Annotated in this window: 1 protein-coding gene and 1 pseudogene; both read right to left on the bottom strand. The window is 64.3% G+C overall.

Going from position 1 to position 2,902, the window contains the following annotated elements; genetic code table 11:
• Positions 1-1,300: pseudogene (locus QOI01_RS00805) on the bottom strand (DNA-directed RNA polymerase subunit beta); the annotation flags it as partial.
• Positions 1,301-2,092: 792 nt separating this feature from the next.
• A partial coding sequence (locus QOI01_RS00800; protein WP_526377678.1) for an ABC transporter ATP-binding protein occupies positions 2,093-2,902 on the bottom strand: 810 nt, incomplete at its 5' end.

Genomic DNA, 2,902 nt, shown 5'->3' with positions numbered 1-2,902 from the left:
GACCCGACAGCGGGTTGTTCTGGTCCATGAACTGCGACAGCTGGCTGGTGCCGAAGAACTCCTTGATCGCCGCCACGACGGGACGGATGTTGATCAGGGTCTGCGGCGTGATCGCCTCGACGTCCTGGGTGGTCATGCGCTCACGCACGACACGCTCCATGCGGGACAGGCCCACGCGGATCTGGTTCTGAATCAGCTCGCCGACGGTACGCAGACGACGGTTGCCGAAGTGGTCGATGTCGTCCACCTCGACGGGGACCTCGACGCCGCCGGGGGCGGTCATCGTGGTCTGGCCCTCGTGCAGGCGCACCAGGTACTCGATGGTGGCGACGATGTCCTCTTCGTTCAGCGTCGAGGACGTGATCGGCTGACCCACGTTCAGGCCCAGCTTCTTGTTGACCTTGTAGCGGCCGACGCGAGCCAGGTCGTAGCGCTTCTCCTTGAAGAACAGGTTCTCCAGCAGGGTCTGCGCGGACTCCTTGGTCGGCGGCTCGCCCGGGCGCAGCTTCCGGTAGATGTCCAGCAGAGCCTCGTCGGGACCGGCGGTGCTGTCCTTCTCGAGGGTCGACATCATGATCTCGGAGAAGCCGAAGCGCTCGGTGATCTTCTCACTGGTCCAGCCCAGTGCCTTCAGCAGCACGGTGACCGGCTGACGTCGCTTGCGGTCGATGCGCACGCCGACGGTAGCGCGCTTGTCGACGTCGAACTCGAGCCAGGCACCGCGACCGGGGATGACCTTGACGCTGGTCAGATCGTTCTCGGTGGCCTTGTCCTTCGACTTGTCGAAGTAGACGCCTGGCGAGCGGACGAGCTGGGACACCACGACACGCTCGGTGCCGTTGATGATGAAGGTGCCCTTCTCCGTCATCATCGGGAAGTCACCCATGAAGACGGTCTGGCTCTTGATCTCGCCGGTGGTGTTGTTGATGAACTCGGCGGTGACGAACAGCGGCGCCGCGTAGGTCTGATCCTTTTCCTTGCAGTCGTCGACGGGTGCCTTGACCTCGTCGAAGCGCGGATCGGAGAAGCTCAGCGACAGCGTGCCCGCGAAGTCCTCGATCGGCGACAACTCAGTGAGCACCTCTTCGAGGCCACCGACCGGGCTGACCTCGCCGCGCTCGAGTGCCTTCTCACGCCATCCATCGGAGCCGATCAGCCACTCGAAGGAGTCCGTTTGCACGTCAAGCAAGCCGGGAACCTCTAGAGGCTCACGGAGCTTGGCGAACGAAACTCGGTTGGGTGCTCCTGGAACGGAGTTGTTGGGGTTTTCTACTGACTTGCTCTGGCGAGAGACTGCCAAGATGCATCCTTCCAGCACCGGATGCGACTACGGGTGACCGGCCGAAGACCGGACCCTTGCCGCGTTATCTGCGTTAGGTTCGGCTGGCGTTCTCAAGCCCGAACTCTCCGCCACGCGGCACGCGTCTAGGTCACTGAGCGGGGCTCAGACCAGTGGTCGTGTCAGAGTGCAGGTGAGGGTGGGCAGGATGCAGCCAGCGCAACGTCCAACACTAGCGCAGAACGGCGCATTCCTCAACATCCGCATGATAGGGCTCCCGGCGCTGGCTGGCGACCTCAACCCGTAAATGCATGCTGACCAACAGACTGGCCCGTTTGAGCCGTTCCGTCAAGGGTTCGCGCCGCGTTTCGTGTGGACAGTTCTGGCGGTTCGCCGGTCTGCCCTCGCCAGTTGCGACTCGGGTCACCGACTCGAGTCGCTCGGATGCCCATACGCGCCACCGCTAACTCTCGACCGTTCCGCGCCGCTGCCAAGCCGGTGCCGCGACGGCGTTGCCGGCGAGGCGGCGTTGGTCCATCCAACCGCGAGGTCATGAGCGCCCCGGCGTTCTCGGGACGGTGGAAACGGACTCCTCCCACCGCGTCTTGAATCACGTTGTGTCTCATCGGCTTTTGACGGCCGACGAGGGCGGCGTCAACGCCGAGACATCACGGCGTCAGGCCCGCATCCGCTCACCGTCTGTGAGGTCGCGGAACTGTCCACGCCCACCGCAAGACCGTCGACCCCATGACTCGCTGGGCGCGTGTGCGATTCACTGCAGCGCGGTCAACCGGTCAGGCCGACCGGGAGAGGTCAATCGCTGGCGACCGGAATCGTCGCCGTGGGGGTTTCTTCTTCGGCGTTGCGGTGCCGGGCGGTCGGATCGTCGTCGCTGTTGCTGTTGCTGTTGCTGTTGCTGTTGGTGTTGGCCATGCTGGACGTCGGGCGCTGGTTGTGGCCGTCGAGGTCCTTCCGGATGGCTTCCTGCGCCGCGGGCGGCAGGGTGTGCATGATCTCGCGCACCCGGGCCTGACGGCGGTGCACGGCCTGGCGATCGGGCATACCCGGGGTGGCGTTGACCTGAGGCGGCACGCCCTCGACCTCCTCGGTACCACCATCGTGGTGACCGGCGTCGATGAGCGCCTGCTCCTCGGCCATCGTCGACTCGTCCTTCTCCTCGGACATGCCGATCGGACCGATGCGGCGACCGTTGAGGAATTGCTTGACGACGGGCTCGTCGCTGGTCAGCAGGACCTCACGCGGACCGAACATCACCAGGTGCTTGCGGAACAACATGCCCATGTTGTCCGGCACCGTGCGGGCGATGTTGATGTTGTGCGTCACGATCAGAATGGTGCAGTCGATCTGGGCGTTGATGTCGATCAGCAACTGCGACAGGTACGCCGTACGCACCGGGTCCAGACCGGAGTCCGGCTCGTCGCACAGGATTATCTGCGGGTCCAGCACCAGCGAGCGGGCCAGCCCGGCGCGCTTGCGCATACCGCCGGAGATCTCACCGGGGAACTTGGTCTCATCCCCGGTCAGGCCGACCAGGTCGAGCTTCTCCATCACGATCTGACGGATCTCGGATTCCTTCTTCTTCGTGTGCTCACGAAGCGGGAA

The organism is Mycobacterium sp. (genome assembly GCF_032162605.1).
Classification (GTDB): domain Bacteria; phylum Actinomycetota; class Actinomycetes; order Mycobacteriales; family Mycobacteriaceae; genus Mycobacterium.
The sequence above is the reverse complement of the archived record's forward strand: the minus strand, read 5'-3'. Positions and strand labels throughout refer to the sequence as shown.